The organism is Bacteroides sp. 519, assembly GCF_010500955.1.
GTDB lineage: Bacteria > Bacteroidota > Bacteroidia > Bacteroidales > Bacteroidaceae > Bacteroides.
Genome location: NZ_QVMJ01000040.1, coordinates 1 through 20,602 on the forward strand (window position 1 = coordinate 1; position 20,602 = coordinate 20,602).

At 38.6% G+C, this 20,602-nt stretch carries 13 protein-coding genes; 9 read left to right on the top strand and 4 right to left on the bottom strand.

Annotated features, from left to right (window positions below; translation table 11 throughout):
• Window positions 1-338: 338 nt before the first annotated feature.
• The 4 genes from glmS (at window position 339) to carB (ending at window position 8,602) form a co-directional block, all read left to right on the top strand.
• Window positions 339-2,180 (top strand): glutamine--fructose-6-phosphate transaminase (isomerizing), encoded by a 1,842-nt coding sequence (glmS, locus tag D0T85_RS20525; protein WP_163215388.1) that lies wholly within the window; start codon window positions 339-341, stop codon window positions 2,178-2,180.
• 43 nt (window positions 2,181-2,223) lie between these two features.
• On the top strand, window positions 2,224-4,107 hold the full coding sequence (locus D0T85_RS20530; RefSeq protein ID WP_163215389.1) for an amidophosphoribosyltransferase: 1,884 nt from the start codon (window positions 2,224-2,226) through the stop codon (window positions 4,105-4,107).
• Window positions 4,108-4,115: 8 nt separating this feature from the next.
• Window positions 4,116-5,216 (top strand): glutamine-hydrolyzing carbamoyl-phosphate synthase small subunit, encoded by a 1,101-nt coding sequence (gene carA, locus D0T85_RS20535; protein ID WP_163215390.1) that lies wholly within the window; start codon window positions 4,116-4,118, stop codon window positions 5,214-5,216.
• Between the two features lie 137 nt (window positions 5,217-5,353).
• On the top strand, window positions 5,354-8,602 hold the full coding sequence (carB, locus tag D0T85_RS20540) for a carbamoyl-phosphate synthase (glutamine-hydrolyzing) large subunit (RefSeq protein ID WP_163215391.1): 3,249 nt from the start codon (window positions 5,354-5,356) through the stop codon (window positions 8,600-8,602).
• 268 nt (window positions 8,603-8,870) lie between these two features.
• On the opposite strand, the gene D0T85_RS20545 is transcribed toward carB, so the two are convergent.
• Entirely contained in the window at window positions 8,871-9,599 is a 729-nt protein-coding gene (locus D0T85_RS20545; RefSeq protein ID WP_255495716.1) for a tRNA1(Val) (adenine(37)-N6)-methyltransferase, read from the bottom strand.
• A 90-nt stretch (window positions 9,600-9,689) separates the two neighbouring features.
• Between D0T85_RS20545 and lon the strand changes: the two genes are divergently transcribed.
• The 3 genes from lon to D0T85_RS20560 are packed head-to-tail and all read left to right on the top strand — an operon-like array spanning window position 9,690 to window position 14,399.
• Window positions 9,690-12,176, top strand: a complete 2,487-nt coding sequence (lon, locus tag D0T85_RS20550) for an endopeptidase La (protein ID WP_163215400.1) — start codon at window positions 9,690-9,692, stop codon at window positions 12,174-12,176.
• Window positions 12,173-13,303, top strand: a complete 1,131-nt coding sequence (gene tgt, locus D0T85_RS20555; protein ID WP_163215393.1) for a tRNA guanosine(34) transglycosylase Tgt — start codon at window positions 12,173-12,175, stop codon at window positions 13,301-13,303. Before lon ends, tgt begins: the two co-directional genes overlap by 4 nt.
• Window positions 13,304-13,307: 4 nt before the next feature.
• Window positions 13,308-14,399: an LptF/LptG family permease gene (locus D0T85_RS20560; RefSeq protein ID WP_163215394.1), complete on the top strand. Its 1,092-nt coding sequence runs from the start codon at window positions 13,308-13,310 to the stop codon at window positions 14,397-14,399.
• A gap of 249 nt (window positions 14,400-14,648) precedes the next feature.
• Here D0T85_RS20560 and D0T85_RS20565 read toward each other — a convergent pair whose 3' ends face one another.
• The gene (locus D0T85_RS20565) at window positions 14,649-15,146 is read right to left on the bottom strand and encodes a thioredoxin family protein (protein ID WP_163215395.1); all 498 of its coding nucleotides are present in this window, start codon (window positions 15,144-15,146) and stop codon (window positions 14,649-14,651) included.
• A 255-nt stretch (window positions 15,147-15,401) separates the two neighbouring features.
• Here D0T85_RS20565 and serB point away from each other — a divergent pair, with 255 nt between their 5' ends.
• Both serB and D0T85_RS20575 read left to right on the top strand, forming a co-directional pair.
• The gene (serB, locus tag D0T85_RS20570) at window positions 15,402-16,640 is read left to right on the top strand and encodes a phosphoserine phosphatase SerB (RefSeq protein ID WP_163215396.1); all 1,239 of its coding nucleotides are present in this window, start codon (window positions 15,402-15,404) and stop codon (window positions 16,638-16,640) included.
• Between the two features lie 111 nt (window positions 16,641-16,751).
• Complete coding sequence (locus D0T85_RS20575; RefSeq protein WP_163215397.1) at window positions 16,752-17,993, top strand: DEAD/DEAH box helicase; 1,242 nt, start codon at window positions 16,752-16,754, stop codon at window positions 17,991-17,993.
• Window positions 17,994-18,025: 32 nt separating this feature from the next.
• Here D0T85_RS20575 and D0T85_RS20580 read toward each other — a convergent pair whose 3' ends face one another.
• Window positions 18,026-18,757, bottom strand: a complete 732-nt coding sequence (locus D0T85_RS20580; RefSeq protein WP_163215398.1) for a nucleotidyltransferase family protein — start codon at window positions 18,755-18,757, stop codon at window positions 18,026-18,028.
• A complete protein-coding gene (locus tag D0T85_RS20585) occupies window positions 18,754-20,178 on the bottom strand; it encodes an RNase adapter RapZ (RefSeq protein WP_163215399.1) in 1,425 nt (474 codons plus the stop codon). The genes D0T85_RS20580 and D0T85_RS20585 overlap by 4 nt, the downstream gene beginning before the upstream one ends.
• Window positions 20,179-20,602 lie beyond the last annotated feature (424 nt).

Here is a 20,602-nt window from a genome sequence, read left to right on the forward strand (position 1 = left end):
CCCATATCTTAACGAACCGCTGTATACGTGACCCGTACGTACAGTGGTGTGAGAGGCTCTCCCTGCCGGGCGACACCGGCAGGGCAGTCTACTCGATTGAGATGAGGCCTTTGGCCTCCTGAAATAATTACATTACAGAGAATTTAATAATTCACTCTTTAAATATTGAGAATTAATTACTCTTTTGCTTATTTTTGTTTTAAATTAATAGAAATAAGATAAAAATAGTGTTTGAATTATAACTTTATTCAAAAATAACTTCAATAAATATATCTTTTTGATTTAATAGAACTCTTGTTTGTGTATATTTGCCACCGAAAAAATAAATATCGGACATTATGTGTGGAATTGTAGGCTATATTGGAACAAAGCAAGCCTACCCCATTCTAATTAAAGGATTAAAGCGGTTGGAGTATCGGGGATACGATAGCGCAGGGGTAGCATTAATCAGTAATCAACAACAACTCAACGTTTACAAAGCAAAAGGAAAAGTTTCCGAACTCGAGAATTTCGTCATTCAAAAAGACATTACCGGTAATATCGGAATCGCTCATACCCGTTGGGCAACACACGGGGAACCTTGTTCAGAAAATGCCCACCCTCACTACTCTTCTACCGAAACTCTAGCTCTCATCCACAACGGAATTATTGAAAATTACGCCGACCTCAAAGAAAAACTACAGGCAAAAGGGTACGAATTTAAAAGCAGTACCGATACCGAAGTTCTCGTTCAATTTATAGAATACATCAAAATCACTAACAATCTCGATCTACTTACTGCGGTTCAACTAGCCCTCAATGAAGTAATTGGTGCTTATGCCATTGCAATTCTGGAAAAAGATCATCCGGATGTAATTATTGCAGCTCGTAAAAGTAGTCCGCTGGTAGTTGGGATAGGGGAGAATGAGTTCTTCCTTGCCTCGGATGCAACCCCAATTGTAGAGTACACCGATAAAGTAGTATATCTCAAGGATGAAGAGATAGCAGTAATACATCGCACAGATTTGAAGGTGGTTAATCTCAATAATGTAGAATCCACCCCTGAGATAAAACAGGTAGCTATGAAACTCGGGCAGATAGAAAAAGGTGGCTATCCGCATTTCATGATAAAGGAAATTATTGAGCAACCCGATTGTATTTACGATTGTATGCGTGGGCGCATCAATGTAGATGTTAACAATGTGGTTCTGTCTGCCGTAATAGATCATAAAGAAAGATTGTTGGCCGCAAAACGTTTTGTAATTGTTGCTTGTGGTACCTCGTGGCATGCCGGACTGATAGGTAAGCAGCTTATTGAAAGTTTCTGTCGCATTCCTGTAGAAGTAGAATATGCTTCTGAGTTCCGTTACCGTGACCCGGTTATAGATGAAAGCGATGTAGTTATTGCTATATCCCAATCTGGCGAAACAGCTGATACACTGGCCGCTGTAGAACTGGCAAGAAGCCGGGGAGCATTTATATATGGAATATGTAACTCTGTGGGCTCATCTATTCCCCGTGCTACACATACAGGATCGTATATTCACGTTGGACCCGAAATAGGTGTAGCATCAACCAAAGCCTTTACCGGACAGGTAACTGTACTTACCATGCTTGCCCTTACATTGGCTAAAGAAAAGAACACCATCAATGATGAAGAATATATAAAAGTTATCCGGGCATTGAATGATGTACCCGTAAAAATGAAAGAAGTTCTGAAACTTAATAATAAGATAGCTGAATTAGCCAAAATATTTACGTATGCTCATAACTTTATCTATCTGGGACGAGGTTATAGTTATCCGGTAGCTTTAGAAGGTGCTTTAAAATTAAAGGAAATCTCCTATATTCATGCCGAAGGTTATCCGGCAGCCGAAATGAAACATGGTCCCATTGCCCTTATTGATGCTGAAATGCCTGTTGTGGTTATTGCTACACAAAATGGATTGTATGAAAAAGTATTGAGTAATATTCAAGAGATTAAAGCCCGTAAAGGTAAAGTGATTGCAGTTGTTACCGAAGGAGATGAAATAATTAGTAAAATAGCAGACTACTGTATAGAGCTACCCACTTCACTGGAATGTATTGACCCGTTAATTGCTACAGTTCCTTTGCAGCTATTGGCATATCACATTGCTGTATGTAAAGGTATGGATGTGGATCAGCCAAGGAATTTGGCTAAATCGGTAACAGTGGAATAAAAAATACATAACTTTGTATTGTAAACTTAAAACTTAAATTCAATTGGAAGAGCTCAAACATGAATGTGGTGTAGCTATGATCCGTCTTCTGAAACCTTTAGAGTATTATCAGGAGAAATACGGAACATGGATGTATGGATTGAACAAACTCTATCTATTGATGGAGAAGCAACACAACCGCGGGCAGGAAGGTGCCGGATTGGCTTGTGTAAAACTGGAATCGAATCCCGGTGAGGAATATATGTTTCGCGAAAGAGCTTTAGGCCCGGATGCAATCACTGAGATATTCGATGCAATTCAGAGTGGGTTTAAACAATATCCGCCCGAAAAGATTAAAGATGTGGAATATGCCAAACGTTCTTTACCTTTTGCGGGAGAAGTGTTTATGGGGCATTTAAGATACAGTACTTCTGGTAAGTCGGGTATCTCTTATGTTCACCCCTTCCTACGTCGTAACAACTGGCGTGCTAAGAATCTTGCCATTTGTGGTAACTTCAATATGACGAATGTGGATGAAATCTTTGCACGTATTACAGCCGTTGGGCAGCATCCTCGTAAACACTCTGATACCTATATTATGCTTGAGCAAATGGGACATCGTCTCGATCGTGAAGTTGAACGTATTTTTCAGGAGTGCGTGAACGAAGGGCTTACCGGGATGGATATAACACATGGCATAGAAAACAGAATTGATCTGGCCAATGTACTTAAAACCTCCAGTAATATATGGGATGGCGGATATGTAATTTGTGGACTCACTGGAAGCGGAGAATCGTTTGCAGTGCGCGATCCGTGGGGCATTCGTCCGGCATTTTGGTATATGGATGATGAAGTAGTTGTTGTTGCATCCGAAAGACCGGTAATACAAACTGTTTTTAATGTTTCGGCCGAATCAGTAAAAGAGCTTCAACCGGGACAATCTGTCTTGGTAAACAAAGCTGGTAAAATGCGGTTGGCACAGATTAACAAAGCAAAGCAAGTGCGGAAATGCTCATTCGAACGGATTTATTTCTCTCGTGGAAGTGACATAGATATATATAAGGAAAGAAAAATGCTGGGCCGCAATTTGGTAGAACCAATTCTTAAATCAATAGATTATGATATAAAGAATACAGTATTTTCTTTTATACCCAATACAGCCGAAGTAGCTTTCTATGGTATGCTCGAGGGGTTTGATAATTATCTGAATAAGTTGAAGATAAAAAAGATAGAAGCCCTTGGTCGTAACCCAAATCATGAAGAACTGGACGAAATCCTATCTATGCGTATCCGTAGCGAAAAGGTAGCTATTAAAGACATCAAGCTCCGTACCTTTATTGCTGAGGGTAATAGCCGGAACGATCTTGCTGCCCATGTTTACGATGTAACTTATGGTAGTATTGTTCCCGGAGTAGATAATCTGGTGATTATTGATGATAGTATTGTGCGAGGAACAACTTTACGGCAAAGTATCATTGCGATACTAGATAGATTGAACCCAAAGAGGATTATAATTGTTTCTTCTTCACCCCAGGTTCGTTATCCTGATTATTATGGAATAGACATGTCGCGTATGAATGAGTTTATTGCATTTAAAGCTGCCATTGAACTGTTGAGAGATCGTGAAATGAAAGATGTTATTGAACGCGCATACAACAAAGCCAAAGCTCAGGAAAAACTGCCGGGAGAACAGATGGTGAATTATGTGAAAGAGATATATGCTCCATTTACTAATGAAGAAATTTCGGAAAAGATAGTAGAAATGCTGACTCCGAAAAACATTCGCGCCAAAGTAGAAATCGTTTATCAGCCGCTGGAAGGTTTGCACGAATCTTGTCCGGATCATACTGGTGATTGGTATTTCAGTGGTGATTATCCTACAGCAGGCGGAGTAAAGATGGTGAATAAAGCATTTATTAATTATATAGAACAAATGTACCAATTTTAATAGTCGCAATGAGAAATGTTACTTTGATTCTTGACGACGGGAGCCGTTTCCATGGTAAGTCGTTCGGTTACGAAAAGTCTATAGCTGGTGAAGTAGTATTCAATACCGCTATGGTAGGTTATCCTGAAAGTCTTACAGACCCTTCTTATGCAGGTCAGCTGATGGTGTTGACTTATCCATTGGTTGGAAACTATGGAGTACCTCCATTTACAATGGAACCTAATGGCTTATCTACCTTCATGGAAAGCAATAAAATTCATGCCGAAGCCATAATTGTAAGTAACTATTCTCAGGAATATAATCATTGGAATGCAGTAGAAAGTTTGGGCAATTGGCTAAAGCGTGAAGAAGTGCCAGGCATAACAGGCATTGATACCCGTGAACTAACTAAAGTGTTGAGAGAACGTGGCGTTATGATGGGGCGCATTGTTTTTGATGATGAACTACAGGAAGGTGATGAAGAACGTATCATTGCAGATTTGGCAAACCTTGATTACGAAGGGACTAACTATGTAGATATTGTTTCGTGTAAGGAAGTGATCCGATACAACGAAGGCGCAGAAAAGAAAGTAGTACTGCTAGATTGTGGAGTAAAAACAAATATTATTCGTTGTCTTCTGAAACGGGGAGTCGAAGTAATCCGTGTTCCCTGGAATTATGATTTCAATCATCTTGAGTTTGATGGATTATTTATCAGTAATGGTCCGGGAGATCCCGATATTGCTGAGCTAGCAGTAGTAAATATTCGTAAGGCTATGCAAAACCCTTCTTTACCAATTTGTGGTATTTGTATGGGAAATCAGTTATTGGCAAAAGCAGGTGGAGCGAGTATTTACAAACTAAAATACGGTCATCGCAGTCATAATCAACCTGTACGGATGGTAAATACAAGCCGTTGTTTCATTACCAGTCAGAACCATGGTTATGCTGTAGATAATGATACCTTGGGAGCCGATTGGGAACCATTGTTTGTAAATATGAATGATGGTTCTAATGAAGGTATCAGGCACAAAGCTAATCCTTGGTTCTCTGCGCAGTTCCATCCGGAAGCGTCTTCAGGGCCAACGGATACAGAATTCCTGTTTGATGAATTTGTGAAATTGATATGAAAAGTAATTTAGACACGGATTGCACGGATGACACGGATTTTAAGAACACGGATAAATATTCTATAAAATAAATCCGTGTTCTTAAAATCCGTGTCATCCGTGCAATCTGTGTCTAAAAAAAATAAAAAGGAATGAATATGGAAAAAAAATATAGCAAAATACTTCTTCTTGGTTCCGGGGCCCTTAAAATAGGTGAAGCTGGTGAGTTTGATTATTCAGGTTCTCAAGCATTAAAGGCATTAAGAGAAGAAGGCATTAAAACAATTCTCATCAATCCCAATATTGCTACTGTTCAAACCAGTGAAGGCGTAGCCGATCAGATATATTTTCTTCCTGTAACACCTTATTTTGTAGAAAAGGTTATTGAAAAAGAAAAGCCTCAAGGTATTATGCTTGCTTTTGGTGGACAAACAGCACTCAATTGTGGTGTTGAACTATACAGAAGCGGAGTATTGGAAAAATACAATGTAGAGGTGTTAGGAACTCCTGTACAGTCTATCATTGATACAGAAGATCGTGAACTCTTCGTTAAGAAGCTGGACGAGATCAATGTGAAGACAATTAAAAGCGAAGCAGTTGAAAACATTGTTGATGCACGCCGGGCAGCCAAAGAACTAGGGTATCCTGTTATTATTCGTGCAGCTTATGCTTTAGGTGGTTTAGGTTCAGGCTTTTGCGACAATGAAGAACAACTGAATGTTCTGGCAGAAAAAGCATTTTCATTCTCGCCACAAGTGTTGGTAGAAAAAAGTCTTCGTGGATGGAAGGAAGTGGAATACGAAGTAGTGCGCGACCGTTTCGATAATTGTATTACTGTATGTAATATGGAGAACTTCGACCCATTGGGTATTCATACGGGCGAGTCAATTGTTATTGCCCCTTCGCAAACGCTTACCAATTCCGAGTATCATAAACTGCGCGAGTTGGCAATCCGCATTATTCGTCATATCGGTATAGTAGGCGAGTGTAATGTTCAATATGCTTTCGATCCGGAATCGGAAGACTACCGTGTAATTGAGGTGAACGCACGTTTAAGCCGTTCATCAGCTTTGGCTTCTAAAGCAACCGGATATCCGCTGGCTTTTGTTGCTGCCAAACTTGGGCTAGGGTATGGATTGTTCGACTTAAAGAATTCAGTAACTAAAACAACCTCTGCTTTCTTTGAACCAGCACTTGATTATGTAGTTTGTAAAATACCCCGTTGGGACTTAGGTAAGTTTCAGGGAGTAGACCGTGAGTTAGGTTCTTCCATGAAATCGGTAGGAGAGGTAATGGCTATCGGTCGTACTTTTGAAGAAGCCATTCAAAAAGGTTTGCGTATGATAGGGCAGGGGATGCACGGCTTTGTAGAAAACAAAGAACTGGTAATTCCCGATATTGACAAAGCCTTACGCGAGCCTACCGACAAACGTATTTTTGTTATTTCAAAAGCGTTTCGGGCCGGGTATACAATTGATCAGGTTCACGAACTTACAAAAATAGATAAATGGTTTCTGCAAAAGCTGATGAACATTGTTCGTACAGCAGACGAATTGGAGTTAATTGACAATGGACAATTAACTATTGATAACGACCGTTTAAGCCAAACCCTCAACACTCAGTTGCTTCGCCGTGCAAAGCAACAAGGCTTTTCAGACTTTCAGATTGCCCGTGCATTATGGAAAGAAGACATGGATGATGTTCACATTGAATTCATTCGCCGTTATAGAAAATCAGTTGGTATTATTCCCGTTGTAAAACAGATTGATACGCTTGCGGCTGAATATCCTGCGCAAACTAATTACCTGTATTTAACTTACAACGGCATCAATAACGATGTTCAATATCTGGGCGATCATAAATCCATTGTAGTATTGGGTTCTGGTGCTTATCGTATCGGCTCCTCTGTAGAATTTGATTGGTGTGGAGTACAAGCACTAAACACAATCCGTCAAGAAGGATGGCGCAGCGTAATGATTAACTATAATCCGGAAACTGTTTCTACAGATTATGATATGTGCGATCGTCTGTACTTTGACGAATTGACTTTCGAACGTGTAATGGATATCATCGAATTGGAAAATCCGCATGGAGTGATTGTATCTACCGGTGGCCAGATTCCAAACAATCTTGCTCTGCGTCTTGATCAACGGAATGTAAATATTCTCGGAACATCAGCCAAAAGTATTGATAATGCAGAAGACCGTGAGAAATTCTCGGCAATGCTCGATCGCATTGGAGTAGATCAACCACGCTGGCGTGAGCTTACCTCAATGGACGATATCAATGAATTTGTTGATGAAGTAGGTTTTCCGGTTCTTGTTCGTCCATCGTATGTTCTTTCGGGAGCAGCAATGAATGTTTGCTCAAATTATGAAGAGTTAGAACGGTTCCTTAAACTAGCTGCTAACATTAGTAAAAAACATCCGGTTGTAGTAAGTCAGTTTATTGAGCATGCTAAGGAAGTTGAGATGGATGCGGTAGCCCAAAATGGTGAAATAGTAGCTTATGCAATCAGTGAGCATATTGAGTTTGCTGGTGTACATAGCGGTGATGCAACTATCCAGTTCCCACCTCAAAAGCTATATGTTGAAACAGTGCGTCGCATAAAACGTATCAGTCGTGAAATAGCAAAGGAACTTAACATTTCCGGCCCGTTCAATATTCAGTTTCTTGCCCGCGATAACGATATCAAAGTTATTGAATGCAACCTGCGTGCTTCACGTAGTTTTCCATTTGTAAGTAAAGTATTGAAAATAAACTTTATAGAACTGGCCACTAAAGTAATGCTGGGGCTGCCTGTAGAAAAGCCTTCCAAGAATCTTTTTGAATTGGATTATGTTGGTATTAAAGCATCACAGTTCTCATTCAACAGATTACAGAAGGCCGACCCTGTGTTAGGGGTAGATATGGCATCGACCGGAGAGGTTGGTTGTATAGGTAGTGATACTTCGTGTGCCGTTTTAAAAGCTATGTTATCCGTTGGTTATCGGATTCCGAAAAAAAACATCCTTCTTTCAACCGGAACAATGAAGCAAAAAGCAGATATGATGGATGCTGCGCGAATGCTTGTAAACAAAGGATATAAGCTGTTTGCTACTGGTGGTACTCACAAATATCTGTCTGAAGCAGGTATTGAAAGTACGCTGGTTTATTGGCCAAGCGAGGAAGAGAAACAACCACAAGCGCTTAATCTGTTACATAATAAAGAGATTGATATGGTAGTTAATATTCCCAAAAACCTCACAGAAGGAGAGTTGAGTAACGGATATAAAATACGTCGCGCAGCTATTGACCTGAATGTTCCACTCATAACCAATGCCCGTTTGGCTAGTGCATTTATCAATGCATTCTGTACAATGAGTATTGATGATATCTCGATAAAGAGTTGGGAAGAGTATAAATAAAGATTGCTCTTGGTTGTTCGTTTGTTAATTATAATGCATTTATAAATCACAACTGTTTTTTATGCTGCAAATCGTTATTTCAAAATGCAGCATTTCACACTTTCGAAATGCAGCATTTTGATTAAACGAAATGCAGCATTTCATCAATGCAAAATGCAGCATTTTGAAAATGTGCAATAAAAACGGCTTTGTGGATCTTGTAGAGGGGGTGAGATAAGACAATTTCTTGTTTTTGTCGATTTAGAGCAGGGTAATGCATCTATACATGTTATATATTGAGATAAAAATCTTTTATCAAATTATTAAATTCATCACTGTACTTATGGCGTTCAATTTCAATCAGTAATTCTTTGGGTATATAATTCTTTTCTGAAAATTGAAAAGAAATCAAGCTTCTTTTAGGCAATTTTCCCGGAGCAGTTATTACATTAGTGAGTTCCATCGGGTGAAGATTAAAATCATGAGCTTCTGCTATAATATGGTTGATAACACTTGTAGGAACAATCATGGAAAACAAACCATTACTTTCAAGTAGTTCGGATACTTTACATACTAGTTCGCGGTATGTAAGATTTTGGTTGTGTCGTGCAACAGTACGTGAATCATCCGGAGACTTAAGCGAATCTATAAAATAAGGAGGATTACTCACTATAAGATCGTATTTCTTTCCCGGATAAAACCGATTTAAATCTTCGTGAATAACTTCTATTCTGTTGCTCCAGGGCGAACTTTTAATGTTTTCTGTAGCTTGCGAATATGCATCTTTGTCTATTTCGATAGCTGTAATGTTTGCTGTGGAGCGTTGGGCCAGCATTAGTGCTATTAACCCGGTTCCAGTTCCCACATCCAGAATTGTTTTGGCATGGTTAATATCGGTCCACGAACCCAGTAAAACACCATCGGTACCAACCTTCATGGCACATTTATCTTGCCATACAGTAAACTGCTTAAACTTAAAATAAGAATTTGCCATATCACTTGAATGGTTTTTGCACAAAAGTAGGGAAAATTAATAAAGAAAAAGTTACCTTTGCCAGCGTTTTATGTCTTACCTCAAGTCATAATATTAACTAACCGAACAACAATGATGAAAAAAGAAAAATATTTTGAGGCAGAATTAAGTGAGCAGGATGATAATGCATTTTCTTTAATTGCTGATATTGAAGACAATGACGAACAATATGACACGAAAATAAAGTTGAACGGAAAAGTACCTGTACTCCCTTTGCGAAACATGGTTTTATTTCCTGGAATATTTATGCCTGTCACTATTGGAAGAAAATCCTCACTAAAATTAGTAAAGGATGCAGAGAAGAAAAAAGCTCTGATTGCTGTAGTCTGTCAAAAATCGGCTCAAGTTGAATCGCCTAACATAGATGATCTTCACCTGATAGGTGCAATGGCAAAAGTAGTTCGGATATTGGAAATGCCAGATCAATCAACTACTGTTATCTTACAGGGGGTAAAACGTATTACACTTCAGGAACTTACCGATACCAGTCCATACTTAAAAGGTAAAGCCGATTTATTCGACGAAGAAATACCACCCAAGGAAGATAAAGAGTTTATAGCTTTGGTAGATTCATGTAAAGATCTTACATTGAGATATTTGCAAACTACAGAAGGAGCTCATTTAGATTCGGAATTTGCTATTAAAAATATGGCAAATAATATTTTCCTGGTTAACTTTATATGTACCAACCTTCCACTAAAAAAAGAAGAGAAAATAGAACTACTGCTCATTACATCATTGAGGGAACGAGCATATCGTCTTTTGGAAATTCTTAACCGGGAGGTACAACTGGCCGAGATTAAAGCATCCATTCAGATGCGTGCCCGCGAAGATATTGATCAACAGCAAAGAGAATACTTTTTGCAGCAACAGATCAAAACCATTCAGGATGAACTTGGTGGCAGCGGACAAGAGCAGGAAATTGAAGAAATGCGCAAAAAGGGGAATTTCATGAATTGGAGTTCGGATGTTATGGCTGTTTTCGAAAAGGAACTGGCAAAACTGGAAAGAACCCATCCGCAATCGCCTGATTTTAGTGTGCAATTGAATTATCTGCAGACCATGCTTAATTTGCCATGGGGAATGTACACTGTAGATAATGTTAATCTAAAGAATGCAGAAAAAATACTCAATAAAGATCATTACGGACTTGAAAAAGTAAAAGAACGCATCTTGGAGCATCTTGCAGTTCTTAAGTTAAAAGGCGACATGAAATCTCCAATAATCTGTTTATATGGACCTCCGGGAGTAGGTAAAACCTCTTTGGGTAGATCTATAGCAGAATCATTGAAGAGAAAATATATTCGTATGTCTTTAGGAGGCGTACACGATGAAGCCGAAATTCGCGGCCATCGCAAAACTTACATTGGCGCCATGCCCGGACGCATTATCAAGAGTTTGATTAAAGCAGGATCATCTAATCCGGTTTTTATTCTGGACGAAATTGATAAGATTAATTCCGATCGTCAGGGCGACCCATCATCTGCTTTGCTCGAAGTACTAGACCCAGAGCAGAACCATTCTTTCCATGATAATTACCTGGATGTTGATTACGACTTGTCGAAAGTTATGTTTGTAGCAACAGCCAATAATATCAATCAAATTCCACCTCCATTGCTCGATAGAATGGAATTGATTGAGATAAGTGGATATATTACTGAAGAGAAAGTAGAAATTGCCCGAAAACACTTAGTGCCCAAAGCAATGGAAGCTAACGGATTAAACTCTAAGAAAATTAATTCTCCATTAAAGATTGGTAAGCCTACTTTGGAAGCCATAATAGAAAATTATACCCGCGAAAGCGGTGTACGTGAATTGGAAAAGAAGATAGGAAAGATTCTTAGAAAGGCTGCACGTATGTATGCTACAGATGGCTACTTTTCGCCCAGCGATATAAAGCCTTCGGACTTGTATGACTTTTTGGGAGCCCCTGAGTATACCCATGATAAATATCAGGGGAACGATTATGCAGGTGTTGTAACCGGACTGGCATGGACAGCAGTAGGAGGGGAGATTCTCTTTATTGAAACCAGTTTAAGCCGTGGAAAAGGAAACAAACTTACTTTAACAGGAAACCTGGGAGATGTAATGAAAGAATCTGCCATGCTGGCATTGGAATATATTAAGTCTCATGCAGCATTGTTGAATATAGATGAAGACATTTTCGACAATTGGAATATACATCTTCATGTTCCGGAAGGTGCTATACCTAAAGATGGACCATCTGCCGGTATAACTATGGTAACAGCATTAGCATCAGCTTTTACTCAACGAAAAGTTAAAGCAAACCTGGCAATGACAGGCGAAATAACTCTTCGCGGGAAAGTGCTTCCGGTTGGTGGAATTAAAGAAAAAATACTTGCAGCAAAACGTGCGGGTATTAAAGAAATAATTCTAAGTGTAGAGAATAAGAAGAATATCGACGAAATAGAAGATATGTATCTTAAAGGGCTTGACTTCCATTATGTAAGTGATATAAAAGAGGTACTTGCTATTGCACTAACCAATCATAAGGTTGTTGATGCTATTGATTTTACAGCGAAGAAAAACGAAACTAAATGACATTTGAATTACAACATACCGATTCGAAAACCAATGCACGTGCCGGGTTGTTAACAACGGATCACGGACAGATTGAAACACCAATTTTTATGCCCGTTGGTACGTTAGGATCGGTTAAGGCCGTACATCAAACGGAACTAAAGAATGATATAAATGCCCAGATTATTTTGGGAAATACTTATCATTTGTATTTACGTCCCGGGTTAGATGTGTTGGAAAAAGCTGGAGGATTACATAAATTCAATGGTTTCGATCGGCCTATGCTTACTGATAGCGGAGGGTTTCAGGTTTTCTCTTTAGCCGGTATCCGTAAGTTACGTGAAGAAGGAGCAGAGTTTCGTTCGCACATAGATGGAAGCAAACATATTTTCACTCCGGAAAAGGTTATGGATATTGAGCGTATTATCGGAGCTGATATAATGATGGCTTTCGACGAGTGTCCTCCGGGAGATTCGGATTATGAATACGCAAAGAAATCTATGGGGCTAACTCATCGGTGGCTGGACAGATGCATCCAACGGTTTAACGAAACAGAACCTAAATACGGATATAACCAATCTTTATTCCCGATAGTACAGGGTTGTGTATATACTGATTTGCGTAAGCAATCGGCAGAGTTTATAGCATCCAAGAATGCAGATGGCAATGCTATCGGCGGTCTTGCTGTAGGCGAACCTGTTGATAAGATGTACGAAATGATAGAGGTTGTAAACGAGATTTTACCAAAAGACAAACCCCGTTATCTGATGGGGGTTGGAACACCAGTAAATATTCTCGAAGGCATTGAACGTGGAGTTGATATGTTTGATTGTGTTATGCCCACCCGGAACGGTAGAAACGGAATGTTGTTTACCAAGGAAGGAATCATGAACATGAAAAACAAAAAATGGGAAACAGACTTCTCGCCAATCGAAGCCGATGGTGCATCGTATGTAGATACTTTATACTCAAAAGCCTATTTACGCCATCTTTTTCATGCACAAGAATTACTGGCCATGCAAATTGCATCTATTCATAATCTGGCATTTTATCTTTGGTTGGTACAAGAAGCCCGTAAACACATTATTGCAGGTGATTTTTCGACCTGGAAACCTATGATGGTGAAAAAAGTTTCAACAAGACTATAAGAATATGAGCAAAATAATAAAACGGCTGGACTGGTATATAATAAAGAAGTTTTTGGGAACCTATGTGTTTGCCATAGCCCTTATTATATCCATTGCTGTGGTTTTTGACTTCAATGAAAATGTAGATAAGTTCATGACGAATGAGGCTCCCTGGAGTGCTATTCTTTTTGATTATTATTTGAATTTTGTTCCATATTTTGCAAATCTTTTCAGTCCGTTATTTGTATTCATTTCTGTAATCTTCTTTACCTCTAAACTTGCTGAAAACTCGGAAATTATAGCCATGTTTTCTACAGGTATGAGTTTTCACCGGCTTGTACGTCCTTATATGATTTCGGCTGCGGTTATTGCCATTGCCACATTTCTTCTGGGATCGTATATTATACCACAAGGAAGTGTAACCCGTCTTAATTTTGAAATTAAATACAAGAAGAAAAGGCAACCCGCCTCTGTTAAGAATGTACAGTTAGAAGTTGATTCGGGAGTAATAGCATACATCAATAATTATTCCGACTATACTAAAACCGGAAATCGTTTCTTTTTAGATAAATTTGAAGGTAAAAGATTGGTTTCACATCTTACTGCCAAGTCTATAACTTATGATACCACTTCCACTTATAAATGGACAATGAAAGACTATACAATAAGGGAAATGAATGGGTTGAAAGAAACCATTTCAAAAGGTGATAAGATGGATACGATTATAAAGATGGAACCTTCGGATTTTCTTATTCAAAGAAATCAGCAGGAAATGCTTACCAGCCCAGAGTTAAGTGAATATATTGAAAAACAAAAACGAAGAGGATTCAGGAATATAAAAGAGTTTGAAATAGAGTATCACAGACGGATAGCTGCCTCTTTTGCTTCTTTTATATTAACTATTATAGGCTTATCTTTATCTTCTAAAAAAGTAAAAGGAGGAATGGGATTGCATCTGGGAATAGGTTTGGGACTTAGTTTCTCATTTATACTCTTCCAAACAATTTCTTCAACTTTTGCTGTAAATGGCAGTATGCCGCCTGTTATTGCTGTGTGGATACCTAATATTATGTTTGCGTTTATTGCAGTATATTTGTATATTAAGGCTCCTAAGTAGTTTAATGTGCCAATGTGAAAATATGCCAATGTGCCAATTAAAGAATATAATTATTTAATTAGACTATTAATTGGCACATTGGCATATTTTCACATTGGCACATTGCTCATTGGCGCATAATAAAAAATCCCGCCCGCTATGTGTAACACATTGCAGGCGGGATTTTGTTTGTTGTATTAATTCCCTCTTGTCACTATTCCGGTTTAACCCGGAAATAACTCTCTGTTATCTTTTAATTGAATTAATAAATTAATTCAGATAACTAGAAAGTTCAGCTGCAGAGATGTTTTTGGCTATAATTATACCATTTTCATCCAGTAAATAGTTCGAAAAACCGCGGTTTAGGTTATACTTTTTAAACAAGTTCGATTTTTCTCCTCTTGTTTCTACAAAACATAAGGGATCAACTATTTGATCTTTACGAATGGTTTCTTGAAATACAGATTTAAATTCGTCAAAAGATACAGAAACCATTTTCACATTCGGGGCATCTGTTGATTTGATGGCATTACTTAACATTGTGTTAAGCAACCGGGATTGCGCATCATAACTGGCCCAAAAACTCAGCAATACATACTTACCTTTCAAATCTTTCAAGGAAAGCGATTGTTTACTTAATGTAGATTCAATTTTAAAAGAAGGGGGTATTTCACCCACATTTAAACCTCCGGTAGGTTTATCTTTTACAACAAAAGAAGTCAAGGAACTAATTAGCAATACAACAAAGATCCATTTTACATGTCTCATGTAAGTCGGTTTTGGTTAATACTATCCGGGCCTGTACTCTAACAGGGATTTCATCCCGGACTCTCATTGTCGGTAGGGCTGATTCAATGAATCATAACGTCTTCCGTTTTGAAATCGGCGCAAAGTTAAACACTTATTATATTAATATCCAAATAAACAAGCGATTTTCTGATTTTTTAGCGGTAATTTTTTATGTTATTTAGCATATTGTGCGTTTTTTGATTACTTTTGCAAAAGATTTAATAACAACCTTTTATGCAAGAAAAATCTCCAACAGAACTCATATTAATTCGGGTTACCGGAGAAGATCGTCCTGGGTTGACAGCTTCAATAACCGGGATTTTGGCCAAATACGATACTACCATTCTGGATATTGGTCAGGCCGACATTCACAATACCCTCTCACTGGGGATACTTTTTAAGGCCGAAGAACAGCACTCTGGTCTTATAATGAAAGAGTTGCTTTTCAAAGCTTCTTCTTTGGCAGTAAATATTCGCTTTTATCCAATTTCTGTTGAAGAGTATAACAGTTGGGTAAGTATGCAGGGAAAGAACAGGTATATTCTAACTTTACTTGGAAGAAAACTGTCTGCCCGGCAAATATCGTCGGTAACTTCAGTGTTGGCAGATCAAGGAATGAATATTGATGCCATCAAACGTTTAACCGGCCGTATTCCTCTTGATGAAAGTAAAGCTAATATCCGTGCTTGTATTGAGTTCTCAGTGCGTGGTACTCCAAAAGATAAAACCGGTTTACAGGCTCAGTTAATGAAATTATCCAAAGAGTTGGATATGGACTTCTCGTTTCAGCTGGATAATATGTATCGTCGTATGCGTAGGCTTATCTGTTTTGATATGGATTCTACCCTGATTGAAACGGAAGTGATTGACGAACTAGCCATACGTGCCGGAGTAGGAGATGAAGTTAAAATGATTACCGAACAGGCCATGCGTGGTGAAATTGATTTCAACGAAAGTTTTAAGAAAAGAGTTTCTTTACTTAAAGGCTTGGACGAGTCTGTACTTCACGAAATAGCGATAAACCTTCCTATAACCGAAGGAGTTGACCGTTTAATGTTTGTGCTTAAAAAATACGGTTATAAGATTGCCATATTATCGGGAGGATTTACTTACTTTGGACGTTACCTGCAAGATAAATATGGTATTGACTATGTTTATGCAAATGAACTTGAAATAATTGACGGCAAATTAACCGGAAACTATCTGGGAGATATTGTTGACGGCAAACGTAAAGCCGAATTATTACGTTTGATTGCCCAGGTTGAAAAAGTAGATATTGCCCAAACAATAGCAGTAGGAGATGGAGCAAATGATTTACCAATGTTAGATATTGCAGGTTTGGGAATAGCATTTCATGCAAAGCCTAAAGTAGTAGCCAGCGCTAAGCAATCTATTAATACAATAGGGCTGGATGGAGTATTATACTTCTTAGGATTTAAAGACTCATATTTAGAAGAGAGAGGAAGACTGTAATTTTAGTTTTTTAGTTTTTAAGCTTTTAAGTTTTTGAGATAGACTACATAACTTAAAATCTTAAATATTTAAACCTTAAAAACTCAAAAACTTAAAAACTTAAAAGCTTAAATGAAATTTACCGAATTACCATTAGAAGATAGCGTGCTGGATGCAATTGAAGCCATGCGTTTTGATGAATGTACACCTATCCAGGAATTAGCCATTCCTATTATACTCCAGAAGAGAGATTTGATTGCAGTAGCACAGACCGGGACAGGTAAAACAGCAGCGTTTTTATTACCTATTTTAAATATGCTGAGCAAGGGAGGATATCCAGAAGAAGCTATAAACTGTGTAATTATGTCGCCCACCCGCGAACTGGCACAACAAATAGATCAACAGATGGAAGGCTTTTCTTACTTTATGCCTGCCTCAAGTGTAGCTATTTATGGGGGAAATGATGGAATACTGTTTGAACAGCAAAAGAAAGGATTAACTTTAGGTGCCGATGTTGTTATTGCAACTCCGGGAAGACTATTGTCGCATATAAATCTGGGGTATGTAGACTTGTCCAAAGTTTCGTTCTTTGTATTAGATGAAGCCGACCGCATGTTGGATATGGGTTTTTACGATGATATCATGCAAATCGTAAAACTATTACCTAAGGAACGGCAAACTATTATGTTCTCTGCCACAATGCCCGAAAAAATTCAGCAGCTGGCTAATAACATATTACATGAGCCGGAAGTAATAAAGATTGCCGTATCCCGTCCTGCAGAAAAGATTATTCAGGCAGCATACATCTGTTATGAGAATCAGAAATTAGGCCTGGTCAGAACCTTATTCGAAGAGCATGTTCCCGACAGATGCATAATCTTTGTATCTTCTAAATTAAAAGTTAAAGAAGTTACTAAATCACTGAAAGCCATGAAACTCAATGTGGGCGAAATGCATTCGGACCTTGAACAGGCGCAACGCGACCACATTATGCACGAATTTAAAAACAGACGGATAAATATACTGGTTGCTACTGATATAGTAGCCCGTGGAATCGATATTGATGATATACGTTCGGTTATTAACTACGATGTACCACACGATAGCGAAGACTATGTACATAGAATAGGTCGTACAGCACGTGCTAATAATGATGGCGTAGCTATAACTTTTGTGAACGAAAAAGATCAGAGTCGTTTTAAAAGTATTGAAACTTTCCTTGGAAGGGATATCTATAAACTTCCCGTTCCTGCTGAACTTGGTGAACAACCTGAATATAATCCAAGAACCAGAGCCAATTTTTCCGGAAGAAAAATGCAGGGAAAGAGAAAGTTTACAGGAAATAAGGGAAGAAAGCCCAATAACCATAAATAAGAGTCATCCAGAGCGAAGCGAAGGACATCCTCTTAACTATGTTGCTTTAACCACTCTTCTGCTTTAACTAGTGCTTCTGGTTTACCAATATCCAGAAGCTTAAGATTATTCAATGGATAGGCTTGAATATTTGCTTTTTCGCAAATCGCAAGATAGAAATTAATAATCGAAAATTTGCCCGTCCATGTATCCATCCATTTGAATATTTCTGGTGAAATAACATGAATGCCACTGAAAGCATATCCATCATACATAGATGGAATGAAATTCGGATGGGGAGATTTTACTTCACCTGTTTCACGGTTCTGCCAACCACATAACCGGTTTTCTTTATCAAAGAGTAAATGTCGCGAACTTTCTCGTTGGCTAACAAGTAATGTGGCCAAAGAGTGAGAATGGTATTGGTAAAGTTGTTTCAGATCAACATTTGATAGAATATCAGCATTATGTACCAGAAAAGGTTCTTTCCCGTCGAGAAACTGTTGGGCATGTTTAATTCCTCCTCCGGTATCTAACAAACAATCCCGTTCGTCAGAAATATGTATGTTTAAGCCAAAATTATCTTTGCTCTGTAGGTAGTCAATAATCTGTTGTCCATGATGGTGGATATTGATTACAAGTTCGTTAAAACCAGAAGCTTTTAATTTCAGGATAACATGTTCAAGCATAGGCTTTCCACCAATGGGAAGCAAGGCTTTGGGAGTTGTATCGGTTAACGGTTTGAGGCGTGACCCCAATCCCGCTGCAAAAATCAGGGCTTTCATACAGTTGGATCAAATACTTGTTCGATATTTTGTTCGCGATGGATTAGATTGACTTTGACACCGAACTTCCGGTTAAGTCGTTCGGCCACATGTTGTGCCGAATAAACAGAGCGGTGTTGGCCGCCTGTGCATCCGAAACAAATCATAAGATTGGTGAATCCACGGTCCAGGTAGCGCTGTACGGAAGCATCAGTTATTTTATAAACAGATTCGAGGAAGGAAGTGATTTCTCCTTCTTCTTCGAGGAAGGTGATTACAGGTTCATCCAGTCCGGTAAAATGAGTATATCTTTCGTACTTGCCAGGGTTGTTAATAGCCCGGCAGTCGAATACAAATCCACCACCATTGCCGGAAGTATCGTTGGGTATTCCTTTTTTATAGGCAAAACTCATAACCTTTACTTCCAACGTGTTAATCTCTTTGGAGAATTGTTTCAAGTCGACAAGTTGGTGCAAAATATCGCATAGATAAGGGTATTCGGAATAACCTTCCCGCAATAATTCTTTTAGATTCTTAATGGCAAAGGGGATGCTTTGAATAAAATGCGGTTTCTTTTCGAAGTAGCCACGAAAACCATAAGCACCTAATACTTGCAGGGTGCGGAACAGAACGAAATGACGCAATTGTTTGCAGAACTCTTCTTTGTTGACTGTGGTATAGTGGGAGAGGGATTCCATGTAAACATCCAGTAACTCATTTCGCAATCCTTCCGGGAAGTTTGCTTTCGCTTGCCAAAGGAAAGAAGCAATATCATAATAGATAGGCCCCTTTCGTCCACCCTGAAAATCGATGAACCAAGGTTTACCATCTTTAATCATTACATTGCGCGACTGGAAATCACGATACATGAACGTGTTAGTTTGATCTTGTAACAGAATATCACACATCTTTTGGAAATCATCTTCAAGATTGTTTTCCTGAAACTCCAGTCCGGTAGACTTTAGAAAGCAATATTTGAAATAGTTTAAATCCCAAAGAATGGAGCGTTCGTTGAATGTAGGTTGTGGATAGCATTGGTCGAAATCAAGCTCCTCGGCACCACGAAACTGCATCATGGGTAGCATAGAAATGGTTTCGCGCAGTAACGAACGTTCCTCATCGCTGAATACAGAGGTTTTTCTTCCTTTTTCTATCTTATCAAAAAGTAGTGAGTCGCCCAGATCTTCTTGCAGATAAAAGAGGGAATCTTCGGAGGCAGCATAGACTTTAGGAACAGGAATGCCCTTTTCCCGAAAATGTGTTGCCATATAAAGGAATGCTTTGTTTTCTTCTTGCGAAGTTCCGTTTACACCTATTAAGTTCATGGGCCCAGATAAACGGAAATAGCGACGATTGGAACCAGATGAGGGTAACTCGATGATATTTTCAGCAGGCGAACCGATCACCTGTGTATAAAGTTTCTGTAAAGCTGTGATGATCATTTTAGTTTTTTAATTTGTACGCTAAGATAATGCTTTATAATTTAGCTGGCAAACCCTAACATATTAGCCTGAATTAATACTCGTTTGGTACTGAATTTTTGAAACGCTGAGTTACGCTAAGTTACACGGAGTTTTAGTTTTCCTGCGGCATCGAAATAAAAACTCCGCGTAACTTAGCGTAACTCCGCGGTTCAATTCCCAATTGATTTGACGAAGTTATAAATACAACTGGTAATCAAAAACTTACAGTACCAACACTTTTTTACCCTTGAGAAAAAAGTACCACGCCTGTGGTACAAAAGTATCACAGGTAAGATACAAAAGTGTAAGCGTCTCCGCTTTGCCGCCTATTTTGTATTTTCTTTGTTCTTGATCAAAGAATGACTGTTTTTTTAAAACTCAAAGGGATTTTTTATCTATTTTT